Consider the following 22,303-nt stretch of genomic DNA (forward strand, 5'->3'; position numbering starts at 1 on the left):
GAAGGGAAAAGTGAAGTTTTCCTCCTTTGCGCTAATAGCCGAAAATAGATAGCCTAATTTTCTTATTTTTTATTAGGCGGTCTGAGTTTTATCAGAAAAAAGTAAGGTTTGTTACCCTTCTTAAGTCTCCCTGACGGGGATTTATTTTCTCAAGAATAAAATCAATACTATTTTAATATTTTAGGGATTTCTCGCAGGCACCACGCCTTCGCTTCCCCCATACTGTCACGTCGCCATGCCATAATAATATCAATTTCGTGGGTCGTTTCAGGACTGACCACCCGTAAACGGCCTTCAGCAATATCGCGTTCCACCAGAACATATGGCATGGTTGCAACGCCCAGCCCAGCAAGCAGTGCCCGGCGCTTATTTTCCATCGAACTGATGGTTAAGCGTGGTTGCTTGTCCAACAGTTCTACCGTCAGTACGGGTCTTTCACGAGCGGTATCCGCTATCGCAATGCCGCGATATTTTATTCGTGTGGCTTCTGCAAGTGGTTCAGGTTCAAGATGGATCGGATGATCCGGGGCTGCCACTTGCACGTTCATTAACTTATACAGTTTACGACTATTAATTTCCGACGATGAACGAAAATGCATATCAGGCGCAATCACAATATCTGCTCGCCCTTGTTCCAGACGCTCCCAGGCTCCCGCCAGAACTTCAGAAACAATAGACAGCTGAGTTTTGGATTTTTCTGCCAGCTTTTCAACAAGAGGAAAGAGCCTCTCAGCCGGGATTAGTGCTTCAGTGACAATCGTCAGATGCGTTTCCCAGCCACGAGCAAGGGCTTCTGCATCAGTGGTTAACTTATCGGCCGCTTCCAGTAGAATACGCCCTCTTTCCAGCAACATCCGACCAACATTAGTAAATTTGGTTCTATGTCCTGAACGGTCAAAGAGCACAACATCCAGCTCCTCTTCCAATTTTTGCATGGTATAACTGAGTGCCGAAGGGACTCTTCCCAACTCATCAGCCGCAGCAGCAAAACTGCCCCGCCTGTCAATGGCGTCCATTACTCTCAGCGCTTCCAGCGTTAATGCTCTCTCTTTTGCCATTTGAGTCTCATTCAGTAAATTTGACGATTGCGTGCAGATTAACTAGCTAACAATACTACGTCTATACCTCTACCATAATTATAGCTTAAAAAGAGGTAACCAATAATGATCACAATAAGAGCAGCTAAACAATGTGGCGAAGCCGATTACGGTTGGTTAAAGGCCCGCTACACCTTTTCCTTTGGACACTATTTTGACCCTGAATTGCTGGGTTATGCATCTCTGCGTGTACTTAACCAAGAAGTTCTGGCGCCCGGTACATCGTTACAGCCCAGAAGCTATCCTAAAGTCGATGTCCTCAACCTGGTGCTGGAGGGGGAAGCCGAGTATCGGGATACCAAGGGAAACCATGTCCAAGTAAAAACAGGTGAAGCGGTGTTGTTAGCAGCCCAGCCAGGGGTCAGCTACAGCGAACATAATATCAGCAAAAAAAATCCACTGACGCGTATACAGCTTTGGCTGGAAGCCTGTCCGGAGAGTGATAATCCTTTAATCCAAAAAATTACGCTGAATAATCAATCTCAGCAATTGATCGCTGCTGTTGATGGCGGGAAATCGATGTTACAGCTACGCCAGAACATCAGAGTCCATCACCTGAACCTGGAAGCGGGTCAGCAGCAAAGTATTCCATTACAAGGAGCACACGCTTATTTTCAATCCATCCATGGTACGGTCACAGCAAGCGCTGCTGAAAAAGATATCGATTTAACCTGCGGTGATGGCGCTTTTATCTGTGATGAACAAAAGGTGACGCTACAGGCAAGTACGCCATTAAGAGCGTTGTTAATTGATTTGCCTGCTTAAAGCATCACTGTTTCTGTTGTTTTCGTGATGTCTGGATAACGCTGTTTTATGCCCGGCCAGAACATTTTGTCGATGACCTATTACCTCTATCATCATCAAAAAAGAGCTAATATGGAAATCGCCGCCTGGTTTTATTTCGCTATTGCGTGTTTAGGCCAGGCACTGGCCCCAGGAGCAAATGCCATGCTGGTGATGCCTACACGGTTGCCGGAGGCGTCCTGTCTTTCACAGTTGAGGGTTTGGGGGCAATACCTTACTGGAAGTTTTCCTTCGCTGTCTCCTGCGACTGATAAGAGTGTGCTCGTAGGACGCTAAAACTTATTTCTGCCTGAGGGGAAATGCGGCTATCGAATTGGCACCATTTCTGCTGGAAAAATCAGGCTGTAGCCGTGCGATGAAAGGGCTTTCGGTACGACACCAGAAAATGGTGGAAAATACGATAAAATCTCTCTGCAACCCTGTCCGACAGTCTGCACATCTGATATATCTTGTAGCTGATTTTTTTACTCATCCATCAGCCAAGGAATATCATGCAAACCTATATCAGTAAAAATTTCACTGCCGAAAGAGCCTGGGGAGCCACTGATATTGCTAATTTTGACGGCACCACCGTCAGACTACACTGGACCGATAAACCCTATAAGTGGCATATCAACGATGGTCAGGAAGTCTTTGCCGTGATGGATGGTGAAGTTGAAATGCATTACAAAGAAGCAGGCGAAATTAAAACGGTCCTGTTAGCGACTGGCGATATTTTTTATGCAAGCGTAGGGACAGAACATATTGCTCATCCCGTTGGTGTCGCAAGAGTGCTGGTAATTGAGAAAGAGGGCTCTGTCTAAGCCTGGTTGCTTGCAGGCGCGAAGTACGGCGCGTCAATGAATAGATGAACTCGCACCTCACGTACTCGGCGCCAGAGTGACAGGCACACTGATTGGTGGTCTGTTTGCTATTCTGCCTGGTTACTGCATCAAGCTCATTATGAAAGATGACATATTTGAGCCGCATAAAAACCACGAAAAGAGTTAAATATTCTTTCGTCCAAAGAGATTCGCTGGATAAAAGAAACAGAGCATAGCGCCAAAAATGCGGCTCGGTTTCACCAGTGACCTCTATTTTTTAGTCTCTGCCATCTCAAGTAACGCTGTTTTCGCTGCGGCAAGAAAACGCCCGGAGATATCATCACCACGGGTGGCTCTGGCAAGCATTAAAGCCCCTGCCATTAGTGCAAACTGCGTCAAATGCTTATCCCCGATGGTAGAGTCGGAACCGTCGCTTTGCATATTTTTAATAAACTCAGTCATATTTTTAACACCTGCGATATACGGCTCATGTATCGGTTTGTCCTGCCCCTTACGTTGAACATCGGTGGCAAGGGCTGCAATAGCACAGCCGCTGGCAGGACAATCCCGATGTCTGAGAGAAAGATAACGTTCAACAAGTTGTGGAAAATCAGACACCTGATTTTCGGCTATTGCCATGTAGCTTCCCTTAAGAGCTTGTTCACAGGCGAGAGCTTCCAGCTCATCTTTAGAGTTGAAATGTCCGTAAAATCCACCATGTGTCAACCCTGCTGCAGCCATAATATCTTTAACACTGACGCCGTCGAGTCCCCGCTCTCTGAACAACTGAGATGAAGTCGCGATAATACTGTTACGGTTAAGCTCGCTTTGTTCCCTGGAAACGCGCCCAGTTCTGGCCATGATTACTCCGTTCTTTCCATACAGGACTGTCAGTCAGCTCCTGAAAATATATCGCCTACTCAGGCTCGTGGTGGTGTGAGCTTAGTATATTCAGCATCTAAACCCTGTGCACGCAATAGCGTACCCGCGATCTGCTTGTGAGGCGTTCCTGCTGAAATAGCGCTGGCTTCATTCAGTCGGGCTGCCTGTGCCTCACTGAGTTTTACATCCAGTGAGAGCAGTGTTTCAGCTAACTGCTCTATGGTACGCGAACCAATAATCGGAATCAGCGACGTCTGTAGTTGCGCTGATTGGTAACGAAGCCAGGCCATCGCCACCTGTACAGGCATGATATTGAGTTCTTCGGCTACGCAAATAATCTCATCAAGCAGTGTCGGATCTTGCTCAGTATGTACCAACCGCCCCGCAAAACCTTTCAGACGCCCCTCCTGACTGGTTCGGTATTTCCCGGTCAGCATTCCTCCCCCTAGCGGTGACCAGATAGTCGCAGCCAGACCAAGAGCATCTGCCATCGGCAAAAGTTCTCTTTCAGCGCTACGATCGGCCAGACTGTATTCGACTTGTATCCCCGCAATACGAGACCAGCCACGTAATTCAGCCAGCGTTTCGGCACGAGCTATTTTCCAGGCTGGGAAGTTAGAAAGACCAGCATATTGCACCTTACCTGCCCGAATAAGATCATCAAAAGCCCGAACGACCTCTTCCAGCGGCGTCATCTGATCATCAAAATGCGCCCACAGCAGTTCAATACGATCGGTTTTCAAACGCTTCAGACTCTTTTCAACCGACGCTATCATATTCCTGCGGCTATTTCCGGTAACAGCAGCCCCGGCATTCGGGGACGCGCTCAGGGTATATTTGGTCGCAATGACAAAGTGTTCGCGATCGGCGGCAATAAAATCCCCAAGCATTTCTTCGGACTGACCAAACTGATATGAATCTGCGGTATCAATAAAATTCCCCCCGGCATTGACGTATCCGTCAAATACGGTTCGGGCTTCCTCTTTTTCGGAACCATACCCCCAGCGAGTACCAAAATTACCTGTCCCTAGTGCCAGCTCAGATACCCGTAAACCGGTGTTACGACCAAATGTTGTATATCGCATGGTTTTTCTCTCTCAGTTTATTTTTAAATGACGATTGACATTTATTATACATGTCACCCATCATTTAAAAAGACCGACAAGACTATTTTTTACTAAAGAGAGCTAAAAATGACTGAGACCACATCTTCAGTACTGATAACAGGCGCTTCAACCGGACTGGGAGCCATCTATGCCGATCGCTTTGCTCAACGCGGGCATAATCTGGTCCTGGTTGCCCGGGATGCCGCGCGAATGGAGGCCCTGGCAGCACGGTTGCGAACCCAGTACCACGTTGAAATCGACGTATTACCTGCAGATCTTACGCAAGAAGCCTGTCTCGATACCGTTGCGCAACGCCTTGAAACCGATCCTCGTATTAGCATACTGGTCAATAATGCTGGTATGAGTTTGCCTGGTACATTTACCACGCAAACACCTGCTGATATTGACCGGCTGATAACGGTTAATCTACGTGCGGTGGTACGTCTCGCTCGGGCTATCGCTCCGCGACTGGCGAAAGCGGGTACTGGTTCGATTATCAATATTAGCTCTGTCGTTGGTCTGGCCCCCGAGCTGGGCATGGCACTGTACGGAGCAACCAAGGCGTTTGTTCTTTTTTTATCACAAGGATTAAACCTTGAACTTGGTCCGCAGGGTGTTTATGTCCAGGCCGTACTTCCTGCCATTACACGAACAGAAATCTGGGAACGATCGGGTAAAGACATTAATACAATGAAGGGTGTGATGGATGCCGGAGAACTGGTTGATGCTGCACTGAGCGGTTTTGACAGTCGGGAACCTGTCACCATCCCTCCTCTGCATGACGAGACCTTGTGGACGCACCATGGACAGTCACGTCAGGCAATGCTGGAAAAATTCGCTCAGGAACATGCAGCACCACGCTATCGGGTCGAGGCCAAATAAAACGCTATCACTCACTGATTCAGTATCAGAAAAACAGAACGGCTATCATCATCCTTTGAGTAGGCCCGTTCTTTATTGCCATATTTATCACATAACTCAAGAGGAGAAATGACTGAATCGATATTATCAGCTATATCTTAGGACTGATATTGAGTAAGGAGGCTAATTTAATGATAAAAAAACAAAATATCGCTCTGGCATGTTTATTCTGTGTATCGTTCTATTCTTACTCGTATGATATTAAGCGTGTAGAAATCGCCAGTGATAATATTGATAAAAAATTACATGCGACTGTCGTTTTACCTGACAGTTACAGTAAAGAAGATAAGAATTACTCGACGGTATATTTGCTTCATGGCTGGAGCGGCAATGACCAGAACTGGACTGAAAAAACGCAAGTCGCCAGCCTTGCCGATGACTACCAGCTGATTCTCGTCATGCCGGATGGTGACTATGATAAATGGTATATAGACAGTCCGGTGCTCGCCAAAAGTAACTATGAAAAATATATTGGTAGCGACGTCCCTTCCTACATTGATAAGAACTTCAGAACCATTGCGGCTAAAGATGGTCGCGCCATTACTGGCTTGAGCATGGGGGGATTTGGCGCGCTCAATATCGTCTTAAATTACCCAGGTACTTTTGGTGCGGCAGGAAGTATAAGTGGCGGCGTTGATCCCCGAGACTACCCTAAAAACTGGGGACTGGAAAAAGTTTTTGGCGATCCTGTAAGCAACGCAAAATTCTGGAATGAAAAAGCCATTATCAATAATGCCCATCAGTTTATTAATCTGAATATACCCATTTTCATTGAATGTGGAGTGGACGACTTCTTTATTGAACCGAACAGAAAGCTCCATCAACGTTTACTAGATTTAAGAATAAAGCACACTTACCAGGAAGGTCCTGGAGGACATACATGGGATTACTGGGATAATGCCATAAAATATCAGTTACTGTTTATGAAGAACGCACTGGAAAAAGAACAGGCTAAAAATAAAGTCTGATATGGATGAGGGACGCACAAACTCTACTGCTGATAATAAAAGGTGGGTGCGTCTCGTTTAATCACAAGGAAACAAGACGCACTGTTAAAAGTCTGTGGCCGTAAGGCTATTTCGTGCTAAAAGCCAGTTTAGCCGCAAAGCATAAAAATAGCCCCCCTGTTGCTCTGTCCATAAAGCGGATTACGCTGCCTTTTTTTAATATCACGGAGGCAAAATGCGTGACTAAAATAAGCGTGGCTGACCATATCGTACCGATCGTGACATGAATACTGACCAGTATAAATGTCCATACAAAGGGAGAGTGCCCGACAGGTATAAACTGAGGTAAAAAAGAGACATAGAAAATCCCCATTTTAGGATTCAATACATTTCCAAGCATTCCTCTGACAAACCAGTTCTCGTGTGAAGAGGTTGTGCTATCGTTATAACTGAAAGAGGATCTGGGTCGCATCAGCAACTGTATACCCAGCCAGCACAGATACGCCGCACCACAGATTTTAAGTATCGTATAAGCAAGCTCTGAAACGGCCAGCAGAGCCCCCAGCCCGAACGCGACAAACGTTCCCCATATAAAACAGCCAGTATCAATTCCAAGTGCCGCCTGAAAAGCCTTTTTACCGCCTTCAGCACAGCTCGTTCGCAGAATAAGTGCGGTATCAAGGCCAGGCGTAAGAGTCAGTAAGAGTGCTGCGAAGGAAAAAGCGAGAAGTGAATCGGTAATAGACATTTTCTTGATCCGAAAGAGCAGATGCTACTCACTTGCTTTTACCCAATCAAGCTATTTTCAGCATGGGATCCAGACTAAATAGCGACAAATGAGGACCGTAGCGATTAGAGTGTTTTTACTAGCCATCACCTGATTAAAGGAGGCCATCATGACGCCCCCCGAACAGAATCGCGTTGTACTGATTGCAGGCGCCACAGGCCTCGTAGGCGGACAGATATTACAGCTCCTGCTCAATGATCCGGAAGTGACCTGTATTCATGCCCTGAGCCGCAGGCCACTCGGAGTCAGCCACCAGAAACTTCAAGTCCACCTGGTCGATTTTACATCATTACCACCACTTCCCCCTGCTGATGATCTCTACCTTGCGCTGGGTACGACAATAAAAGTCGCAGGCAGTAAAGAGGCGTTCCGTGCCGTGGATTTTAAGGCCAGTTTAGCCGTTGCACAGGCGGCAATATCAGCAGGAGTCAGTCGTATAGGCCTGGTCAGCGCTGGCGGGGCAAATATAAAATCATCCCTGCTTTATCCCCGGGTTAAAGGGGAACTGGAAGAGGCGCTCAAAGAACTCCCCCTCACGACCCTGGTCATTGCACAGCCTTCTCTGCTACTTGATTATCGCCGTGGGCTTGGGCAACCCATTCGCTTGGTAGAAATGATTTCGATCCCTCTGGCTAAACTGCTCTCCCCTGTTCTTCCCGGAGCCTACAAACCCGTCAAACCTCAAGCCGTTGCCCGCGCATTGGTGAAAAATGTCACCACCGCAGAAGGGATTGTGGTTCTCACTTCTGAGCAGTTAATCAGGCAGGGAAAAAACTAAAGCCTCGCCTTACGGCTAACAGCCAGGAAATGTACTGAAAACCAAAAAACGGTTATTTTGCGCAAAAGGGTGAGTTCCGGATAAGAAAATGCGCAATCGAGTCAATTAAACCTGGAGCCAGGGGAAGCGCAGGTTCCGCATATGATGCGATATTGTCCTGGAGGTCCGAAGTCACCTCTTTCATCACATGGTTCATATCAGGAAATACCATCAGGGATGCTTGAGGATTGGCGGCTTTAAGCTGTCTCGCATCGTCTTCTGTCACCTGAAGATCGCGTTGCCCTTGTAGCACCAGCACGGGTTTAGAAAGGGTCGAAATAAGCTGGCGAGGATCGTATGAAAATGCATCAATCAAAAATCCCTGAACGGAAGAATGAAAGAGACTCTGTAGGGCCGGATGTATATTTGTTGTATCGATTCGTCGCCGATGCTCCAGAGCATCAATTATCGGTAATGCTTCTTTTAATAACGCAGCGTTTGCCGGGTTAGCTTTAAATTGTTCCCTCAAAACCTCTCCCATTGGCCTTCCTGGCGTTGCGATAAGAACAACTCCGCACACCTCCTCTTCTGGAGCCGAAGCAAGGGCGACAACACCGCCCTCACTGTGCCCTGCAAGCCAAATACAGGAGGCTGGCATCTCACGCCTGAGCACCTTTATCCAGGCCCGGATGTCGTCAACATAGTCTGCAATCGTCACTGCATTAGCATCCTGGACCGCCATTGCACTGGCAAACATTCCACGTTTATCGATACGAAGCGTTGCAAAGCCTTTTGCAGCCAGGCCTTTAGCAAGAAGGCGGTACGCGGATGCCTTCACACCCAACGGATTATTTCCATCCCTGTCGGTAGGCCCGGAGCCAGGAATAATAAGAACAACTCCGTCGGGTGTTAAATCTGGAGTGAGTAACGTGCCTTTCAAAGGGCCTTTTGGCCCAGGGGCCTCGAGAAAAATTTCGGAAAATGTCGCCTTTACTGACGTCTGACTCACTGATGAGCATGCACTTAAAAGAGCAACAGAGGCTATCGTTTTCACCGATAATATTCCTGTAAGATCAAGCGCAGCGTAAGCCGATTGATATTATCTAGATCGATAACACGACTACAGCATATCTTTAATACCATCAGGGAACACCGGTAGCACATCACTAAGTACCGTGGCTTGTTCAATCCAGCGCATCACAATCGGTACGCCATTGGACTCAACACCGTGCACAATCTCTTTCTGATAAAACGACTCATCAGCAAAACGGCCTTCATAGACAAAGACGATTTCGTGCCCTGGCTTGCCGTTGAAATCGAAAATATTCTCGGATACGCCTAACAATTTTAATTCTACAGCTTCAGCGCCAATCTCTTCTTCCACCTCGCGAATTGCCGCAGCAACTGAAGTCTCACCAAAATCAACGCCACCACCAACAGGCAACAAGAAGTGTATTTTTTTGACCGGATCGTATCCTTCTGCCAGCAGAATTCGCCCATTATGGCGAAAAAGACAGACGGATTTAGCTCTTATCTTACTCATGATTAAAGTTTCCTCGGCAAAAAAGAGAGAAAATCTACATGAGGATATCAACGTGTATTGCGATCCTGCTCAAAGAACGGAACATAACTCTTACTGATACAAGCGCCAGCGTAAGAAATATATTGTAATCTGAAATGGAGGCTGTAACGGTTGCCACGTTTGAGTATATGCGGAATGGAACAGCCGTTGGTGCGTCTCGTTTGTATCACAGTCTGTGTCACAGTTAGCCTTCAAAGCACCGGGACACACCAACGTATTGTTTTTGAATGAGTTGAAGCTGACCGTTAAGCCGGGTTCTGTCGTGGACAGTCATTCATCTAGGCCAGCAATCGCTCACTGGCTCAAGCAGCCTACCCGGGTTCAGTACGGGCCGTACCTTATGAACCCCTATTTGGCCTTGCTCCGGGTGGAGTTTACCGTGCCGCGAACTGTTGCCAGACGCGCGGTGCGCTCTTACCGCACCCTTTCACCCTTACCTGATCCCGCTTGCGCGGGCCATCGGCGGTTTGCTCTCTGTTGCACTGGTCGTAGGCTTGCGCCCCCCAGGCGTTACCTGGCACCCTGCCCTATGGAGCCCGGACTTTCCTCCCCTCCGCCTGTCTCCCCCCGAAGGAGGACGACGACGAAGCGGCGACTGCCTGGTCAGCTTCGCGGCGAAGTATAGTGGGTTTCCCCTCCAGTGTCACGCAGCACACCCATTTCCCTGTCTCTGTTGTTTACTCCCTGAACAAAACAGGGCGAAAAAACGTGATACTTACTTGTCTGCCTGATCCAAAGCGTATTTATATAACGCGTTCTTCTTCACGCCATGAATTTCTGCCGTTAGTGCCGCCGCTTTTTTCAGCGGTAACTCCGTTTGCAATAATGCCAGCGTGCGAAGAGCATCGGCCGGAAGTGCATCATCACTTTGCACTTTGAAACCTTCAACAATCAGGACCATTTCCCCTTTGCGACGGTTTTCATCTTCTTTCACCCAGGCCAGAAGTTCCCCGACCGGTGCACCATGAATCGACTCCCAGGTTTTGGTCAGTTCACGCGCCAGTACCACATAGCGCGATTCACCCAGCACGCTGCAAATATCTTCAAGACTATCCAGTAAACGGTGAGTAGATTCGTAAAAAATCAGGGTACGGGTTTCTTGTTCAATCGCTTTGAGTGCGTCACAGCGACCTTTGGTTTTGGCTGGTAAAAAACCTTCATAGCAGAAACGGTCTGATGGAAGCCCTGCTGCACTCAATGCAGCAATCGCAGCACAAGGACCAGGCAGAGGCACAACGCGAATGCCAGCTTCACGGCAGGTACGAACCAGATGATAACCCGGATCGTTAATTAACGGCGTTCCGGCATCCGATACCAGAGCAATACTTTGCCCTTCCTGTAGCTTTGCCAGTAAAGTTTCGGCTTTTTGTTGCTCATTATGGTCATGAAGCGCGAATAAGCGCGCATTTATTGCAAAATGCTGTAATAAAAGGCCAGTATGACGCGTATCCTCTGCGGCAATCAGATCAACACTCTGTAACACCGAGAGGGCCCGCTGTGTGATGTCGCCGAGATTGCCAATCGGTGTCGGGACGATATAGAGCGTTTTCGCTAAAATCGCAGCCGTTTCGTGTTGTTTCATTGTTTCATCCGTATTGCCGTTTTAATATTGAACACTGAGATTAAAAAACCACTGGATATTGAATGCGACTCTCAACCTTAAAACTATCAAAAGCCGGACGCAGTTTACCTGTTTTACTCGCTGCGCTGTTTTTTGCCGGGTGTACTTTACAGACATCCGTTCCACCCCAAGAGCTGCCGCCAGCCAATGGTACTGCTAATTCAGCCTGGTATCTGCAACAGATAGAGCAGAGCTCAGATGATAACAAGACCCAATGGCAATTACTCGCCATTCGTGCACTGTTACAAGAAGGGCAAACTGAGCAGGCTATCAATATTTATAACCAGCTCCCGGAAAAGCTTAATAATGCTCAGCAACTGGAGCAGTCATTACTGATGGCGCAAATTAAAACTGCCCAGCAGGATTATGCCGCTGCAATTGCACTACTCAATAATATTGATGCCACTCGTCTGGATACCAACCAGCAGCAGGCTTACTATAGCGCGGTGATTGCAGCCAGCGCAGGACAGCCATCGCTGGCCCTGCTGCGTGCTTATATTGCCCAAGAACAGCTATTAAGCAATGACAACAAGCAGGAAAATATTGACGCTACCTGGCAAGCGGTATCATCCATGACCCCTGAGCAAATGAATAGTCTGGTGATTAACGCTGACGAGAATACTTTGCAAGGCTGGCTGGAACTTCAGCAAATCTGGACCAACAATCGCACAGATTTGGATAAACTAAAAACCGGTATTCAAGAGTGGCAGATACGTTATCCGAATAATCCAGGAGCAAAACTTTTACCAACCCAGCTGATCAACCTTCAGAATATGAATGTCGGTAACGCTTCAGTCGGAAAAATTGCCTTACTACTCCCACTGAATGGTCAGGCAGGGGTATTCGGTCGCAGTATTCAGCAAGGCTTTGAGGCAGCGAGAACCCAAGGTTCACAGCCCGTGAACGTTCCGCAAACCAGCGACAGCCAGGCAACCGCTGATTTATCTTATCTTGCCGACATCATTCCTTCGATGGTTGAACAACCTCAGCCATCGGCGCTTTCCTCTGCGCCAGCTAACCCAAATGCAGAAATTAAGATCTACGATACCAGTAGCCAGCCTGTCGACCAGATACTGGCTCAGGCCCAGATTGATGGTGCAACGGTTGTCGTCGGTCCATTGCTAAAAAATGATGTCGATGCCTTGCCTGGTGTGAACAGCTCACTGAATATTCTGGCGCTCAATGAGCCAGAAACCGCGCAGAATCATCCAAACATTTGTTATTTTGCTCTTTCTCCTGAAGATGAAGCCCGCGACGCTGCCCATCATATCTGGCAGCAAAATCAGCGTAGCCCATTATTACTGGTTCCCTCTAACCCATTGGGTGAGCGAGTCGCTAAAGCCTTTACCAGTGAATGGCAAAGTCTGGGCGGTGGCACCGTACTGCAACAACGTTTAGGTTCTGTAAGTGATTTAAAACGTAGTATTAATGGTGGTTCCGGCATTGCTTTAACCGGTACTCCCGTTATCACTGCGAATAATCCTCCTGAATCAGTCACTATTGGCTACCTGACTATCCCAACAGTACCTGTTGAACCTCAGATAGCCAGCAGCGGTGGAAATGTAGATGCGGTTTATATTGTCGCTTCATCAGATGAAATGGCGCTGATTAAACCACTGATCACGATGCGCACCGGAAGCCGCAGTAGCACTCAGTTATATGCAAGCTCCCGTAGCGCACAAGGTATCAGCGGCCCGGATTACCGCTTTGAAATGGAAGGCCTGCAGTACAGTGAAATTCCGCTTCTCTCTGGCGGTAACCCACAGCTGATGCAGCAAGCGTTGAATAGCGTGAATAACGATTATTCCCTGGCGCGCTTGTATGCTATGGGCGTTGATGCCTGGTCTCTCGCCAACCATTTTGCTGAATTGCGTCAGAATCCTGGTTTTGCACTCAACGGTAATACCGGCCAATTAAGTACTACGACAGATTGTGTCGTTAACAGAAAGCTGAACTGGCTACAATTCAGCCAAGGTCAGGTTGTTCCGGTACCGTGAATACTCAAGAGCGCGGCGCAGGCTATGAAATAAAAGCGCGTCGCTACCTTGAGTCACGTGGGTTGCAGTTTATCGCCGCGAATGTGTATGTTCGTGGCGGTGAAATAGACCTTATTATGCGACATCACCAAGTTATCGTGTTTGTCGAAGTCCGTTTTCGCCGTAATGATGCTTTCGGCAGTGCTGCTGCGAGTGTCACGAGCCGAAAGCAAAAACGCCTGCTTCATACTGCCAGTGTATGGCTGAATGGAGCAGGTGAAAGCTTTGAGACTGTAGATTGCCGTTTTGATGTGGTAGCGTTCACCGGCAATGAAATAGAGTGGCTAACCAACGCGTTTGCCACTGAAATCTAAAAAACCAGGTAAATCAACGTGCTTGAAAGAATCAAAGCCTGCTTCACGGAAAGCATTCAAACTCAGATAGCAGCAGCAGAAGCCTTACCAGATGCTATCTCTCGGGCAGCTATCACTCTGGTTCAGTCTTTGCTGAACGGTAATAAGATCCTGTGCTGCGGCAATGGTACATCTGCCGCGAATGCTCAGCATTTTGCGGCCAGTATGATTAATCGCTTTGAAACAGAGCGTCCCGGTTTACCTGCTATTGCACTTAATGCGGATACAGTGGTCTTAACAGCGATTGCTAACGATCGCCTGCATCAGGAAGTGTATGCCAAGCAGGTTCGTGCGCTTGGCCAGGCTGGTGATATTCTGTTAGCCATCTCTACCCGCGGCAACAGCCGTGATATTGTCAAAGCAGTGGAAGCAGCTGTCACACGGGATATGACCATCATTGCCTTAACAGGCTACGATGGCGGTGAACTCGCCGGCTTGCTGGGGCCGCAGGATGTAGAAATCCGCATTCCTTCCCACCACAGCACGCGTATTCAGGAAATGCACATGCTGACTGTAAACTGCTTATGTGATCTTATCGATAACACGCTGTTTCCTCATCAGGACGGATAATTTTATCCTGAAGGTGATGAAAAATGACCTGCGATGTTGTCTGACGGACCTGAGAGATGACACCTCTTTCAAAAGAAGGAATCAATATGAAGGTTATTACGCCCATCGCAGTGCTTGTCTCTGCATTGTTACTTCAGGGCTGTGTTGGTGCAGTGCTCGTCGGTACTACCGCTGTAGCAACCAAAACAGCAACCGACCCGCGTACTGTAGGTACCCAGGTTGACGATGGAACATTAGAACTACGTGTGAGCAATGCGCTCAATAAAGATGAGCAAATCAAAAAAGAGGCACGTATCAACGTAACGGCCTATCAGGGGAAAGTGCTGCTGACAGGTCAGGCCCCTAATTCTGAAGTGTCTGCTCGCGCCAAACAAATTGCTATGGGTGTTGATGGCGCAACTGAAGTCTACAACGAAGTTCGTAACGGGCCAAAAATTGGCTTAGGTACAGCGTCCAGTGATACTTGGATAACCACTAAGATCCGTTCACAATTGCTGGCAAGCGATCAAGTTAAATCCACAAGTGTCAAAGTCACGACCGAAAATGGTGAAGTTTTCTTACTGGGTCTGGTTACTGAGCGGGAAGGAAAAGCGGCGGCAGAGACTGCCAGTCGGGTCAGTGGTGTGAAGCACGTCACCACGGCATTTACTTTTATAAAATAACGCACACAACAAGAACGAAGGCGTAACAGGCAGAATCACCACTGCCTGTTACGTCAGCCAGCGGATTAACGATACTTTTTGTGGTATTCGTTACGTGTTGCTTTAAACTCTTCCGCCACAGCTTTCGCCTCGTCGACTTTACCTGCGTCAGCCAGTTTCATCGCCTCATCAATCTGCGCGATAAGAATATCAAATCCATGCTGATAATCTTTCATCGCTTCGCTGTCTGCAGACTCTTTTTCAAGCTTAGGTGGTACGCCTTTTTTGGCATCCATTGCCGCTTCACGCATATTGGTTAACGCTTTTTTCAGAGGGGCTGCATCTGTAGCTTTGAGTACTGTACCGTAGTTTTGAGCCAGAACATCCATGTCTTCAGCGACATCATTTGCCAGGGCTGAAACACTGCTCAGGAGGAGGGTTGACATTGTTAACATTGCAATCAAGTGTTTACGCAATTTGCTCACCTATTATTTTTTTATTCAAAAACTGGCGCAATCTCTCACGCCACACAAATTTCTACTGCCCGGCAATTTTCATTTCAGGCAACAGAACAGAACCACACTGTATATTGCTACGTGTTTCAATATCGTTACCAACCGTTACAATTTCACGCCACATATCCTTAAGGTTGCCGGCAATGGTGATTTCACTGACCGGATACTGAATTTCACCATTTTCAACCCAGAAGCCTGCAGCGCCACGTGAATAGTCACCCGTCATACCACTGACGCCCTGTCCCATTAGCTCCGTAACCACCAGTCCTGTGCCCATTTGCTTGAGCATACCATCAAAGTCGAGGCCACGACCCGCGATACGCCAGTTATGGATACCGCCTGCATGGCCGGTGCTTTTCAGACCCAGTTTACGGGCAGAATAACTGGTTAACAGCCATTGCTGAAGAATCCCCTCTTTGATGATGTCACGGCGTTCAGTCCGTACACCTTCACTGTCGAAAGGCGTTGAGGCAAGACCTTTCAGTAAATGCGGGTGCTCTTCAATAGTCAGCCAGTCCGGGAATATTTGTTGGCCTAATGCGTCCAGTAAGAAAGTGGATTTACGATAAACAGAGCCTCCGGCAATCGCACCGACCAGATGACCAAATAAACCGGTTGCCACTTCAGAGGCAAATATAACCGGGGCTTTCATGGTAGCGAGCTTACGTGGAGCAAGGCGAGAAAGCGTACGACGCGCACATTCTTCACCTACCCATTCAGGACTTTTCAGATCCTCTATGGCGCGGCCAATGGTATAAGCGTAATCACGTTCCATATCTCCATTTGCTTCTGCGATTACACAGCTAGAAAGCGAGTGGCGGGTAGAACAATAGCTTTGCAGCATTCCGTGGCTGTTACCGAAAACCTTAACGCCATAGTGACTATTAAAACTACCACCTTCGGTGTTAGTGATACGTTTATCCACATTCAAAGAGGCATTTTCAGCCCGGGAAGCTAATTCAATAGCACGCTCAGCATCAATTTCTGTGGGATGGAACAGGTCTAAATCCGGCGCATCAAAGGCCAGTAACTCTTTATCCGCCACGCCTGCACAAGGGTCTTGTGAGGTATAACGCGCAATATCCAGCGCGGCCTGTACCGTACGCGCAATAGCATCATGGCTCAGATCGGTAGAAGAGGCGCTACCTTTACGATTTTCATGGTAAACAGTGATGCCTAGTGCACCATCGCTATTGAATTCAACATTCTCTACTTCACCGTAGCGGGTGCTGACCCCTATTCCTGTGGTTTTACTGACCGCAACTTCTGCACCGTCTGAATGCTTTGCTGCTAACTCCAGTGCTAAAGAAACCGCCTGCTCTAAGGTTTGACGTTGTTGTGCTACTTGCGTGTTTACTTTCATCGCGATTGCCATCGTGTAAGGTGAATACTTCCAGTCTAACAGGATCAGAACAATTTCGCAGTCTGGAGCCTTTACTGGTAATATTCGCGTCAACTTTTTAAGGAGCCTGATATGACCAAACAGCCCGAAGACTGGCTCGATGACGTGCCCGATAACGAAGACGAAGATGATGATGAGATTATCTGGGTCAGCAAAAGTGAAATTAAACGCGATGCCGAAGAGCTTAAACGCCTGGGTGCCGAATTAGTTGAACTTGGTAAAAACGCACTGGATAAAATGCCGCTGGATGATGATCTCCGTGCCGCCATTGAACTTGCCCAGAGAATTAAAAAAGAAGGACGCCGCCGTCAGCTACAGCTGATCGGTAAAATGATGCGTTCCCGTGACGTTGAGCCTATTCGTCAGGCTCTCGATAAATTGAAGAATCGCCATAATCAGCAAGTTTCTCTGTTCCATAAACTCGAAGCCCTGCGCGACCGCTTGGTTGAAGAAGGGGATGAAGCGATCAGTGAAGTATTGAGACTTTATCCTGAGGCTGACCGCCAACAACTGCGTGTGCTGATTCGCAACGCACAGAAAGAAAAAGCGGCCAATAAACCGCCTAAGTCATATCGTCAGATTTTCTCTTATCTGCGTGAACTGGCGGAAAGCCAGGACTGATTTCTGTCAACAACAGAAAGACTTAATCGCATACTGTTGAGTCTTTCTGTTCTCTTCACTTACGTCACATTACTCCGGCGATAAAGCGCCACGCCTACGGCCAGGATAGCCAGCATACCGGCGCAACTACGATTCACCCCACGCATCACTTGGGCTGAAAAGCGACGCATAGCATGACGGCCACCATAGGCATAAATCGTCATCATCAGACAATCAATCATTGCGCTAACAGCGGCCAGAATCAGATACTGGCTCAGAATGGGTTCTTGTGGACGAATAAATTGCGGTAAAAAAGCTGAGAAAAATAACAAACCTTTCGGATTAGATAGCCCAACCATCAGAGAACGTAAAAATGCCGTTCTACCGGTAGTGAAAGCCGCATTATTACTGACATGTAATGCCTGAGCCGGTGCTCGCCATAAAATGCAGGCCAGATAAATCAGATACAGGGCACCGCCCCATTTCACCAGGCTAAAAAGTTGCTCGGAAGCCTGAAGTAATGCCCCTAACCCGCATCCCACGGCAGCAATCAACAGTAGGTCTGCCAGCACAGCCCCCATAAATCCGTAACCGGCAATGCGCATTCCGTAGGTTGCACCATTATTCAATGCCAATAACATTGAAGGTCCTGGCGTTACCATCACTGCGCTAACTGCAACAATGTAAAGAAAAAGAGTACTGATATCCATAAGTGTTCCTTTAAAAACAGCACGGGTACAACTCCGGTAACCCGATTAAGTATTATTACTATCAGCCATTACTTCATGACGTAAGTTATTCAAAAAAAAGCGGATACTGCTATGAGTTTATCGGGTGAGGATAACTCAGAACAATCAGCTAATGGTCGGCAATATCTTCATGATACGTAGGATGAGAATGCAGATAATGGTTTTTCTGGCAACCTATGGCTTCGCTTTTCGTGTAAAGGAAAAGCGTCTTCATATAATCTATCTACCTGCGCGAAAAGCGCAGATTTTTCATCATTAAGCGGTATAACGTTCAACATTAGCAGTGATTTTTCCAGACTTGGCAATAATGGACTTAAGCACGATCCACGGTAAACGCCAGTACATCAGCCAAACTATCAGCGCCCAGCGCCAGCATCACCAAGCGGTCAACACCCAAGGCAACGCCAGAGCAGTCTGGCAGACCAGCCTCTAGCGCATCCAACAATAGGTTATCGATCGGTTGTTCCGATAGCCCACGAGCAACACGCTTACGATTATCCTGCTCAAAACGCTGGCGCTGTTCACCGGCATCGGTCAGCTCATGGAAACCATTGGCCAGCTCAATACCTTTAAAATAAACCTCAAAGCGTTCAGCAACACGATGATCTTCGCAGCTAATTTGCGCCAATGAAGCCTGAGTCGCCGGGAAATGATAAATAACAACCGGCTTATCTTTACCGATCATCGGCTCCACACCAAAGGTGAACAACATCTGTAATAAGGTATCTCTGTCCTCTTCTTCATCAGCCATATTGCTCAAGTCGAGTTTCGCTGCAGCTGCGCGTAATGTCGCTTTATCAGCGGACAGAGGATCTATTTCCAGGTGACGCTGAAAAGCTTGCTGGTAGGAAAGATTTTCGGCCGGCTCACAATCAAGAACCTGCTGCAGCAAATCATCCACTTCATTGATCAGACGATACATATCGTAGTGTGGTCGGTACCACTCCAGCATGGTGAACTCAGGATTATGATGGCGCCCCATTTCTTCATTACGGAAACTACGGCAGAGCTGAAACACAGGACCACAACCTGCGGCCAGCAAACGTTTCATATGGTATTCAGGGCTGGTCATCAAATAGAGATTTAATCCCCCGGAATGCCCAGGTCCGACGAAACGCGTTTCAAACGGTACCAGATGAATATCGGTTACCGTCGCCTGACTCATGCAAGGCGTCTCCACTTCCAACACGCAACGATCGGCAAAAAAACGTCGAATTTCAGCCAGAATCGCTGCGCGTTTTAATAAGTTAGGAATGGATGCACTTGGCTGCCAGGAGGCCGTTTCGCTCATGGGTAAATCTCCGTCAATCAACAAGGCCGAAAAGTCTACCTGTATCCCAGAACAGAGACAAATTATGCGTATTATTTTTATCAGTCAGGCCTGCATATTATGGAAAAACACCTTTTTAATCTTCTGTTGTTAAGATCAGATATGCGTCACGCCACAGAACGACAAAAAAATCGAATACATCAAAATTCCATACTATTTACGCGTCTATACTGCCTCCCAAATAAGGTCAGGAATCTTTTCGCAACAGCAGCACTCTCTGCGGTGAACTATCTTTAGTGCATATCGCTTTGCGAAATAATAAAAATCAGGAGGAATGTTGTGAAAACCTTTCAAGCCGATATTGCCATTATAGGGGCCGGGGGGGCTGGGCTACGGACAGCTATCGCCGCTGCTCAGGCTAACCCACAAGCCAAAATTGCTCTGATCTCAAAAGTTTATCCCATGCGTAGCCATACCGTTGCAGCAGAAGGTGGATCTGCTGCTGTGACACAAGATAGCGACAGTTTTGACTATCACTTTCATGACACTGTAGCCGGCGGCGACTGGCTTTGTGAGCAAGATGTCGTGGACTACTTTGTACGCCATTGTCCGCAAGAAATGACTCAACTGGAACACTGGGGTTGCCCGTGGAGTCGCCGTCCGGACGGCAGCGTTAATGTACGTCGTTTCGGTGGTATGAAGATTGAAAGAACCTGGTTTGCGGCTGATAAGACCGGTTTTCATATGCTCCATACGTTGTTCCAGACGTCATTACAGTTTCCACAGATCCAGCGTTTTGATGAATACTTTGTCCTCGATATTCTGGTCGATGACGGCCAAGCCCGCGGCCTGGTCGCCATGAACATGATGGAAGGCGAACTAACACAAATTCGTGCTAACTCAGTGGTTATGGCCACCGGTGGTGCAGGCCGTGTTTATCGCTATAACACCAATGGCGGTATCGTTACAGGCGATGGTATGGGCATAGCGCTGAGCCATGGCGTACCGTTACGTGATATGGAGTTTGTGCAGTATCATCCGACCGGTCTGCCTGGCTCAGGTATTCTGATGACGGAAGGCTGCCGTGGTGAAGGCGGTATTCTGGTCAATAAAAACGGCTACCGTTATTTGCAAGACTACGGGATGGGGCCCGAAACGCCGCTCGGAGAACCCAAAAACAAATATATGGAACTGGGTCCGCGCGACCGGGTTTCCCAGGCTTTCTGGCATGAAGCGCGTAAGGGCAACACCACCCCAACACCGCGTGGAGATGTGGTCTATCTCGACCTGCGCCATCTGGGAGAGAAAAAAATTCTGGAACGGCTGCCGTTTATCTGCGAGCTTGCCAAAGCCTATATGGGTATCGATCCGGTAAAAGAACCGATTCCAGTGCGCCCAACTGCGCATTACACCATGGGCGGCATCGAAACTGATAACCAGTGTGAAACGCGCATTAAAGGCCTGTTTGCCGTCGGAGAATGCTCTTCAGTAGGATTACACGGAGCAAACCGCCTCGGATCTAACTCGCTGGCTGAGTTAGTGGTGTTTGGCCGTCTTGCCGGTGAGAAGGCGGCTGAACATGCCCGTCAGGCACATCAGGCAAATGATTCAGCTCTCAATGCCCAGGCTACTGACGTGGAAAATAAACTGAAGCACCTGGTGAATCAGGAAGGAACAGAAAACTGGTCGACTATTCGCGACGAAATGGGCCTGTCGATGGAAGACGGATGTGGGATCTACCGTACTCCGGAACTGATGCAGAAAACCATAGATAAACTGGCTGAACTGCAAGAGCGTTTCCGCCGCGTCAGAATTACCGATACCTCCAGCGTCTTTAATACCGACTTACTCTACACCATTGAGCTCGGCCATGGTCTGGATGTTGCTGAATGCATGGCACACTCCGCCATGGCACGTAAAGAGTCTCGTGGCGCCCACCAGCGGCTTGATGATGGCTGTACCGAGCGCGATGACGTTAACTTTTTAAAACATACCTTGGCCTTCCGAGAGGCCGACGGCACTACGCGTCTTGATTATGGCAACGTCAAAATTACCACCCTGCCGCCCGCAAAACGTGTCTACGGTGCAGAAGCTGATGCCGCGGATAAGAAGGAGAAGGTCAATGGCTGAGATGCAAACACATAAAGTTTCCATCATGCGTTATAACCCGGAAACGGATAGCGAGCCGCATAATGTCACTTATGACGTCCCGTTCGATGAGCAAACATCGGTATTGGATGCACTGGGTTATATCAAAGATAACCTCGCCCCTGACCTGAGCTATCGCTGGTCCTGTCGTATGGCAATTTGCGGTTCCTGCGGCATGATGGTGAATAACATTCCGAAACTGGCCTGTAAAACCTTTCTGCGTGAATATCCACAAGGCGTACAGATCTCTGCGCTGGCAAACTTCCCTGTCGAGCGCGATTTAGTCGTCGATATGACACACTTTATTGAAAGTCTTGAAGCGATTAAGCCTTATATCATCGGCAATGACCGCCCACTGGCAGAAGGCCCTAATACACAGACTCCGGCTCAAATGGCTAAATATCACCAATTTTCCGGATGTATTAACTGTGGTCTGTGTTATGCAGCCTGCCCGCAGTTTGGTCTGAATCCGGAATTTATTGGACCGGCGGCGATAACACTGGCCCATCGTTATAATCTGGATAACCGCGATCACGGTAAAGCCGCGCGTATGCCGCAGCTAAATGGCAAGAATGGCGTCTGGACCTGTACCTTTGTTGGCTTCTGTTCTGTCGTCTGCCCTAAACATGTTGATCCAGCCGCCGCTATTCAGCAGGGCAAGGTCGAAAGTTCTAAAGACTTTTTGATTGCCACCCTGAAACCACGCTAAGGA

Annotated in this window: 23 protein-coding genes and 1 other RNA gene; 12 read left to right on the forward strand and 12 right to left on the reverse strand. The window is 48.0% G+C overall.

Translation table 11 applies throughout. From position 1 onward, the window contains the following. Nucleotides 1-167 precede the first annotated feature (167 nt). Nucleotides 168-1,058, reverse strand: coding sequence for a LysR family transcriptional regulator (locus tag Q1A40_RS07630; RefSeq protein ID WP_299998956.1), 891 nt, complete (start codon nucleotides 1,056-1,058; stop codon nucleotides 168-170). A 105-nt stretch (nucleotides 1,059-1,163) separates the two neighbouring features. Between Q1A40_RS07630 and Q1A40_RS07635 the strand changes: the two genes are divergently transcribed. Together Q1A40_RS07635 and Q1A40_RS07640 are read left to right on the forward strand one after the other, a co-directional pair. Beyond that, nucleotides 1,164-1,862, forward strand: coding sequence for a pirin family protein (locus Q1A40_RS07635; protein WP_299998958.1), 699 nt, complete (start codon nucleotides 1,164-1,166; stop codon nucleotides 1,860-1,862). Between the two features lie 530 nt (nucleotides 1,863-2,392). Beyond that, entirely contained in the window at nucleotides 2,393-2,704 is a 312-nt protein-coding gene (locus tag Q1A40_RS07640) for a cupin (RefSeq protein WP_299998959.1), read from the forward strand. A gap of 270 nt (nucleotides 2,705-2,974) precedes the next feature. On the opposite strand, the gene Q1A40_RS07645 is transcribed toward Q1A40_RS07640, so the two are convergent. Together Q1A40_RS07645 and Q1A40_RS07650 are read right to left on the reverse strand one after the other, a co-directional pair. Further along, nucleotides 2,975-3,565 (reverse strand): TetR/AcrR family transcriptional regulator, encoded by a 591-nt coding sequence (locus tag Q1A40_RS07645; protein ID WP_299998961.1) that lies wholly within the window; start codon nucleotides 3,563-3,565, stop codon nucleotides 2,975-2,977. A 59-nt stretch (nucleotides 3,566-3,624) separates the two neighbouring features. After that, nucleotides 3,625-4,671 (reverse strand): aldo/keto reductase, encoded by a 1,047-nt coding sequence (locus tag Q1A40_RS07650; RefSeq protein WP_299998963.1) that lies wholly within the window; start codon nucleotides 4,669-4,671, stop codon nucleotides 3,625-3,627. 108 nt (nucleotides 4,672-4,779) lie between these two features. Between Q1A40_RS07650 and Q1A40_RS07655 the strand changes: the two genes are divergently transcribed. Continuing rightward, nucleotides 4,780-5,574, forward strand: coding sequence for an SDR family oxidoreductase (locus Q1A40_RS07655; protein WP_299998964.1), 795 nt, complete (start codon nucleotides 4,780-4,782; stop codon nucleotides 5,572-5,574). Nucleotides 5,575-5,744: 170 nt separating this feature from the next. After that, nucleotides 5,745-6,581, forward strand: a complete 837-nt coding sequence (locus tag Q1A40_RS07660) for an alpha/beta hydrolase family protein (protein ID WP_299998965.1) — start codon at nucleotides 5,745-5,747, stop codon at nucleotides 6,579-6,581. Nucleotides 6,582-6,687: 106 nt separating this feature from the next. Here Q1A40_RS07660 and Q1A40_RS07665 read toward each other — a convergent pair whose 3' ends face one another. Then, on the reverse strand, nucleotides 6,688-7,308 hold the full coding sequence (locus Q1A40_RS07665) for a LysE family translocator (protein ID WP_299998966.1): 621 nt from the start codon (nucleotides 7,306-7,308) through the stop codon (nucleotides 6,688-6,690). A 148-nt stretch (nucleotides 7,309-7,456) separates the two neighbouring features. Here Q1A40_RS07665 and Q1A40_RS07670 point away from each other — a divergent pair, with 148 nt between their 5' ends. Next, nucleotides 7,457-8,125: a nucleoside-diphosphate sugar epimerase gene (locus tag Q1A40_RS07670; protein WP_299998967.1), complete on the forward strand. Its 669-nt coding sequence runs from the start codon at nucleotides 7,457-7,459 to the stop codon at nucleotides 8,123-8,125. A 52-nt stretch (nucleotides 8,126-8,177) separates the two neighbouring features. Here the strand turns inward: Q1A40_RS07670 and Q1A40_RS07675 are convergent, their stop codons facing one another. From Q1A40_RS07675 to rsmI, 4 genes are all read right to left on the reverse strand, one after another. Further along, a complete protein-coding gene (locus tag Q1A40_RS07675) occupies nucleotides 8,178-9,158 on the reverse strand; it encodes an alpha/beta fold hydrolase (RefSeq protein WP_299998968.1) in 981 nt (326 codons plus the stop codon). 66 nt (nucleotides 9,159-9,224) lie between these two features. Beyond that, the gene (locus Q1A40_RS07680; RefSeq protein ID WP_299998969.1) at nucleotides 9,225-9,647 is read right to left on the reverse strand and encodes an NUDIX hydrolase; all 423 of its coding nucleotides are present in this window, start codon (nucleotides 9,645-9,647) and stop codon (nucleotides 9,225-9,227) included. A gap of 269 nt (nucleotides 9,648-9,916) precedes the next feature. Next, an RNA gene (gene rnpB / locus Q1A40_RS07685) (RNase P RNA component class A) lies at nucleotides 9,917-10,297 on the reverse strand. Between the two features lie 104 nt (nucleotides 10,298-10,401). Beyond that, nucleotides 10,402-11,268, reverse strand: a complete 867-nt coding sequence (rsmI, locus tag Q1A40_RS07690) for a 16S rRNA (cytidine(1402)-2'-O)-methyltransferase (RefSeq protein WP_299998970.1) — start codon at nucleotides 11,266-11,268, stop codon at nucleotides 10,402-10,404. Between the two features lie 62 nt (nucleotides 11,269-11,330). Here rsmI and Q1A40_RS07695 point away from each other — a divergent pair, with 62 nt between their 5' ends. The 4 genes from Q1A40_RS07695 (at nucleotide 11,331) to dolP (ending at nucleotide 14,928) form a co-directional block, all read left to right on the forward strand. After that, nucleotides 11,331-13,304 carry a penicillin-binding protein activator gene (locus Q1A40_RS07695; protein WP_299998971.1) on the forward strand — a complete coding sequence of 658 codons (1,974 nt, stop codon included), beginning with the start codon at nucleotides 11,331-11,333 and terminating at the stop codon, nucleotides 13,302-13,304. Next, nucleotides 13,262-13,657 (forward strand): YraN family protein, encoded by a 396-nt coding sequence (locus tag Q1A40_RS07700; RefSeq protein WP_299999238.1) that lies wholly within the window; start codon nucleotides 13,262-13,264, stop codon nucleotides 13,655-13,657. Before Q1A40_RS07695 ends, Q1A40_RS07700 begins: the two co-directional genes overlap by 43 nt. Before the next feature lie 18 nt (nucleotides 13,658-13,675). Then, nucleotides 13,676-14,266, forward strand: coding sequence for a DnaA initiator-associating protein DiaA (diaA, locus tag Q1A40_RS07705; RefSeq protein WP_211992824.1), 591 nt, complete (start codon nucleotides 13,676-13,678; stop codon nucleotides 14,264-14,266). 86 nt (nucleotides 14,267-14,352) lie between these two features. Further along, nucleotides 14,353-14,928: a division/outer membrane stress-associated lipid-binding lipoprotein gene (gene dolP, locus Q1A40_RS07710; protein ID WP_299998974.1), complete on the forward strand. Its 576-nt coding sequence runs from the start codon at nucleotides 14,353-14,355 to the stop codon at nucleotides 14,926-14,928. 65 nt (nucleotides 14,929-14,993) lie between these two features. Here dolP and cybC read toward each other — a convergent pair whose 3' ends face one another. Together cybC and pmbA are read right to left on the reverse strand one after the other, a co-directional pair. Beyond that, the gene (gene cybC / locus Q1A40_RS07715; protein WP_299998977.1) at nucleotides 14,994-15,383 is read right to left on the reverse strand and encodes a cytochrome b562; all 390 of its coding nucleotides are present in this window, start codon (nucleotides 15,381-15,383) and stop codon (nucleotides 14,994-14,996) included. 61 nt (nucleotides 15,384-15,444) lie between these two features. Then, entirely contained in the window at nucleotides 15,445-16,797 is a 1,353-nt protein-coding gene (gene pmbA / locus Q1A40_RS07720) for a metalloprotease PmbA (protein WP_299999240.1), read from the reverse strand. Between the two features lie 99 nt (nucleotides 16,798-16,896). Here pmbA and yjgA point away from each other — a divergent pair, with 99 nt between their 5' ends. After that, nucleotides 16,897-17,445 (forward strand): ribosome biogenesis factor YjgA, encoded by a 549-nt coding sequence (gene yjgA, locus Q1A40_RS07725; protein WP_299998978.1) that lies wholly within the window; start codon nucleotides 16,897-16,899, stop codon nucleotides 17,443-17,445. A 59-nt stretch (nucleotides 17,446-17,504) separates the two neighbouring features. Here the strand turns inward: yjgA and Q1A40_RS07730 are convergent, their stop codons facing one another. Together Q1A40_RS07730 and epmA are read right to left on the reverse strand one after the other, a co-directional pair. Further along, nucleotides 17,505-18,134, reverse strand: a complete 630-nt coding sequence (locus tag Q1A40_RS07730) for a LysE family translocator (protein ID WP_299998981.1) — start codon at nucleotides 18,132-18,134, stop codon at nucleotides 17,505-17,507. 352 nt (nucleotides 18,135-18,486) lie between these two features. Further along, a complete protein-coding gene (epmA, locus tag Q1A40_RS07735; RefSeq protein ID WP_299998983.1) occupies nucleotides 18,487-19,464 on the reverse strand; it encodes an elongation factor P--(R)-beta-lysine ligase in 978 nt (325 codons plus the stop codon). Between the two features lie 318 nt (nucleotides 19,465-19,782). Here epmA and frdA point away from each other — a divergent pair, with 318 nt between their 5' ends. Further along, complete coding sequence (gene frdA / locus Q1A40_RS07740; protein WP_299998985.1) at nucleotides 19,783-21,573, forward strand: fumarate reductase (quinol) flavoprotein subunit; 1,791 nt, start codon at nucleotides 19,783-19,785, stop codon at nucleotides 21,571-21,573. Continuing rightward, the gene (locus Q1A40_RS07745) at nucleotides 21,566-22,300 is read left to right on the forward strand and encodes a succinate dehydrogenase/fumarate reductase iron-sulfur subunit (RefSeq protein WP_299998986.1); all 735 of its coding nucleotides are present in this window, start codon (nucleotides 21,566-21,568) and stop codon (nucleotides 22,298-22,300) included. The genes frdA and Q1A40_RS07745 overlap by 8 nt, the downstream gene beginning before the upstream one ends. The last annotated feature ends 3 nt before the right edge of the window (nucleotides 22,301-22,303 follow it).

The sequence above is a fragment of the uncultured Cedecea sp. genome, from assembly GCF_947498825.1.
Lineage (GTDB): Bacteria > Pseudomonadota > Gammaproteobacteria > Enterobacterales > Enterobacteriaceae > JGM124.

Excerpts from the sequence above, each read along its gene's own strand:
- Q1A40_RS07730 (WP_299998981.1), bottom strand. The coding sequence starts at position 18,134 with ATGGATATCAGTACTCTTTTTCTTTACATTGTTGCAGTTAGCGCAGTG.
- Q1A40_RS07680 (WP_299998969.1), bottom strand. The coding sequence starts at position 9,647 with ATGAGTAAGATAAGAGCTAAATCCGTCTGTCTTTTTCGCCATAATGGG.
- Q1A40_RS07645 (WP_299998961.1), bottom strand. The coding sequence starts at position 3,565 with ATGGCCAGAACTGGGCGCGTTTCCAGGGAACAAAGCGAGCTTAACCGT.
- Q1A40_RS07630 (WP_299998956.1), bottom strand. The coding sequence starts at position 1,058 with ATGGCAAAAGAGAGAGCATTAACGCTGGAAGCGCTGAGAGTAATGGAC.
- Q1A40_RS07695 (WP_299998971.1), top strand. The coding sequence starts at position 11,331 with ATGCGACTCTCAACCTTAAAACTATCAAAAGCCGGACGCAGTTTACCT.
- Q1A40_RS07650 (WP_299998963.1), bottom strand. The coding sequence starts at position 4,671 with ATGCGATATACAACATTTGGTCGTAACACCGGTTTACGGGTATCTGAG.
- yjgA (WP_299998978.1), top strand. The coding sequence starts at position 16,897 with ATGACCAAACAGCCCGAAGACTGGCTCGATGACGTGCCCGATAACGAA.
- Q1A40_RS07670 (WP_299998967.1), top strand. The coding sequence starts at position 7,457 with ATGACGCCCCCCGAACAGAATCGCGTTGTACTGATTGCAGGCGCCACA.
- Q1A40_RS07660 (WP_299998965.1), top strand. The coding sequence starts at position 5,745 with ATGATAAAAAAACAAAATATCGCTCTGGCATGTTTATTCTGTGTATCG.
- Q1A40_RS07655 (WP_299998964.1), top strand. The coding sequence starts at position 4,780 with ATGACTGAGACCACATCTTCAGTACTGATAACAGGCGCTTCAACCGGA.
- Q1A40_RS07665 (WP_299998966.1), bottom strand. The coding sequence starts at position 7,308 with ATGTCTATTACCGATTCACTTCTCGCTTTTTCCTTCGCAGCACTCTTA.
- dolP (WP_299998974.1), top strand. The coding sequence starts at position 14,353 with ATGAAGGTTATTACGCCCATCGCAGTGCTTGTCTCTGCATTGTTACTT.
- pmbA (WP_299999240.1), bottom strand. The coding sequence starts at position 16,797 with ATGGCAATCGCGATGAAAGTAAACACGCAAGTAGCACAACAACGTCAA.
- Q1A40_RS07640 (WP_299998959.1), top strand. The coding sequence starts at position 2,393 with ATGCAAACCTATATCAGTAAAAATTTCACTGCCGAAAGAGCCTGGGGA.
- Q1A40_RS07635 (WP_299998958.1), top strand. The coding sequence starts at position 1,164 with ATGATCACAATAAGAGCAGCTAAACAATGTGGCGAAGCCGATTACGGT.
- epmA (WP_299998983.1), bottom strand. The coding sequence starts at position 19,464 with ATGAGCGAAACGGCCTCCTGGCAGCCAAGTGCATCCATTCCTAACTTA.
- Q1A40_RS07745 (WP_299998986.1), top strand. The coding sequence starts at position 21,566 with ATGGCTGAGATGCAAACACATAAAGTTTCCATCATGCGTTATAACCCG.
- rsmI (WP_299998970.1), bottom strand. The coding sequence starts at position 11,268 with ATGAAACAACACGAAACGGCTGCGATTTTAGCGAAAACGCTCTATATC.